Origin of the sequence: Paenarthrobacter sp. CM16, assembly GCF_013179505.1 — a bacterium.
Lineage (GTDB): Bacteria > Actinomycetota > Actinomycetes > Actinomycetales > Micrococcaceae > Arthrobacter.
Map to the genome: position 1 here is coordinate 1 of NZ_JABMCX010000411.1, position 3,160 is coordinate 3,160.

At 64.2% G+C, this 3,160-nt stretch carries 3 protein-coding genes; all 3 read left to right on the forward strand.

The features are described 5' to 3' along the window. The coding region (gene glmS / locus HP499_RS22600; protein ID WP_172326317.1) for a glutamine--fructose-6-phosphate transaminase (isomerizing) at positions 1 to 1,141 on the forward strand (1,141 nt) is incomplete at its 5' end. A gap of 4 nt (positions 1,142 to 1,145) precedes the next feature. Next, positions 1,146 to 1,493, forward strand: coding sequence for a holo-ACP synthase (locus HP499_RS22605; protein ID WP_011775548.1), 348 nt, complete (start codon positions 1,146 to 1,148; stop codon positions 1,491 to 1,493). A 17-nt stretch (positions 1,494 to 1,510) separates the two neighbouring features. Further along, positions 1,511 to 3,088 carry an NAD(P)H-hydrate epimerase gene (locus HP499_RS22610; RefSeq protein WP_172326318.1) on the forward strand — a complete coding sequence of 526 codons (1,578 nt, stop codon included), beginning with the start codon at positions 1,511 to 1,513 and terminating at the stop codon, positions 3,086 to 3,088. Positions 3,089 to 3,160 lie beyond the last annotated feature (72 nt).

Consider the following 3,160-nt stretch of genomic DNA (forward strand, 5'->3'; position numbering starts at 1 on the left):
ATACCACGTTGACTGGGACCCGGCATCTGCCGAAAAGGGTGGCTTCAACTCCTTCATGGAGAAGGAAATCCACGACCAGCCTGACGCTGTTGCACAGACCCTCCTGGGCCGTTCGGACCTCGATGGCAAGCTGACCTTGGACGAGGTGCGCATTGATCCTGAGCTCCTCAAGCAGGTGGACAAGATCATCGTCCTGGCTTGCGGTACCGCGGCCTATGCCGGCCTGGTTGCTAAGTACGCCATCGAGAACTGGTGCCGTATCCCGACGGAAGTAGAGCTCGCCCACGAGTTCCGCTACCGTGACCCGATCGTCGACGCCAACACGCTGGTGGTTTCCATCAGCCAGTCCGGTGAGACCATGGACACGCTGATGGCCGTCCGCTACGCCCGTGAACAGGGCGCCAAGACGATCTCAATCTGCAACACCAACGGTTCCACCATCCCGCGCGAATCCGACGCCGTGCTCTACACGCACGCCGGCCCGGAAATCGCAGTGGCCTCCACCAAGGCATTCCTGGCGCAGATCACTGCCGCCTACCTGCTGGGCCTGTACTTGGCACAGCTGCGCGGCAACATCTTCTCCGGCCAGATCAAGGACGTCCTCGCGGACCTCAACAAGATCCCGGCAAAGATCCAGAAAATCCTGGACAACGCCGGTCCCCTGCGCGAGCTCGCCCGCAGCATGAAGGACGAAAAGTCCGTGCTGTTCCTCGGCCGCCACGTTGGCTACCCGGTTGCCCTCGAAGGCGCGCTGAAGCTCAAGGAAATCGCCTACATCCACGCTGAAGGTTTCGCCGCCGGCGAGCTCAAGCACGGTCCGATCGCCCTGATCGACGATGGCCAGCCGGTCTTCGTTGTGGTCCCGTCCCCGCGCGGCCGCGATTCCCTGCACTCCAAGGTTGTCAGCAACATCCAGGAAGTCCGCGCACGTGGTGCCCGTACCCTGGTTATCGCTGAAGAGGGCGACGAGTCGGTCAAGGACTACGCAGAGCAGGTGTTCTACGTTCCGGAGACGCCCACCCTGCTGATGCCGCTGCTGACCACCGTTCCGCTGCAGATTTTTGCTGCCGAACTGGCCGGTGCCAAGGGATACGACGTGGACCAGCCGCGTAACCTCGCCAAGAGCGTGACCGTAGAATAACGCCATGATTGTTGGCATTGGGGTAGACGTCGTAGACATCGAACGGTTCGGCCGGCAGCTGGAGCGGACGCCCGGGCTCCGGGATCGGCTGTTTGTTCCTGCTGAACGGGAATTGAACACCCGTTCCCTGGCTGCCCGTTTTGCGGCCAAGGAAGCCGTGGCCAAGGTTCTGGGTGCCCCCGCGGGCATGAATTGGCAGGACTGCTGGATTGGCCTCGATGAGAACGGCCCCACGGTCCAGGTCAAGGGCACGGTGCTGGCAGTGGCTGAGGCCAAGGGCGTCAAGCGCTGGCACTTGTCCATGAGCCATGACGGTGGCATTGCCACGGCCACTGTGCTCGCCGAGGGCTAAGCGGACTCTCAAGAACAATGATCAGCGCCTTCACCGGACAACAGATCAGGGATGCGGAACAACCGTACCTGGACGCCGGTGGGGGCGCTGTTCTCATGCAACGGGCAGCCTATGGGCTGGCCCAGGCCGTAGCACGCGAAGTCAGGACACGGCGCCGGCTGGCCGGTGCCAGCGTCACCGTCCTGGCAGGCAAGGGCAACAATGGTGGCGATGGCCTCTTTGCGGCAGCGCTGCTGGCACGCCGGGGAATGCGCACGACGGCGGTCCTCGCCGCTGCCGAAGTCCATCCCGAGGCGTTGGCAGCCTTCAAGGCAGCCGGTGGCCGAACGCTCTACCTCGAGCCGGGGAACGCTGAGGAACTCGCAGTCGTATGCGCAGGAAATGACGTGATCATTGATGCCCTGCTTGGCACGGGTGCCCGTGGAGGCCTGCGCGGCCCCTCCGCGGAGCTGATTGCCTCCCTTCAGGAATTACGTCCTCCCTTGGTGGTGGCGTGCGACCTACCCAGCGGGCTGGATGCCACTACCGGTGAGGTGCACTGGCCGGTACTGGACGCGGACGTCACTGTGACTTTCGGGGGAGTCAAAGCAGGGCTCATGACCGATCCCGGGGAAGGATGTTCCGGAGTGGTCCACCTGGTACAGATCGGCATCGAAGACTCTTTGGCATCCCAGGAACCGGAGCTCCGCCGTCTCACTTCCCAGGACCTGGGAGCCGTACTGCCTGCACCTGGCCGTAGAGCACATAAGTACTCCAGGGGTGTCCTTGGTGTTGTGGCGGGCTCGGCGCGGTTTGGCGGTGCTGCTGTTCTGGCTGTCCACGCGGCGGCCCAAGCCGGAGCCGGAATGGTGCGCTACCTCGGCCCCCGGGCGGCGGCAGATCTGGTGCTCGCCCGCACCCCTGAAGCTTTGTGGGAATCCGATGAACCCGGACGTGTCCAGGCTTGGCTGCTGGGCCCGGGGGTGGATGGGGAAGAGCAACTCGAGCGGGCCAAATCTGCGGCTGCGGCTGCGCTGACCGCCGGTGTGCCGGTGGTTGTTGATGCCGGTGCGCTGAGCCTCCTCCCGGAACGCTGCCCGCCCCATTGGATCCTGACACCCCATGCCGGTGAACTGGCCACGCTGCTGGGATCCCTTACTTCCACGGGTGAGGTAGCTGTGACCAGGGAGGACGTGGAGTCCCGACCCCTGCACTTCGTACGGCAGGCCGCCGAACAAACCGGTGCCACCGTGCTCCTGAAGGGCGCCACCACACTGGTGGCATCGCCGTCGGGCGTTGTTTTCAGCCAGGCTGAGGGCATCGCGTGGATGGCCACCGCAGGCAGCGGCGATGTCCTGGGAGGCGTATTGGGTGCCTTGCTGGCCCAGTGCGCTGACTCCATCACGGACGACGACGGCGCATATGCCGCCCTGGGCTTGGATGTTGACGACCGCTGGGCTGCGGTGGCGGCGGTGGCGGCGAGCGTCCACGGGCGGGCAGGAGCGGCAGCATCGGCATTATTGCACGGCGGCCCCATTACAGCGTCGGCGATCATGGCGGCGGTTCCAAGCGTCCTTGGTTCGCTGAGCGCGGAATGCGACCGGACAAGACCCTAAGGTTACTGTCCGTGTCATGGGTCATGAGTAGGCTTGCAGCAGTTGTTCGCATCATCAAGAGGAGAACGCATG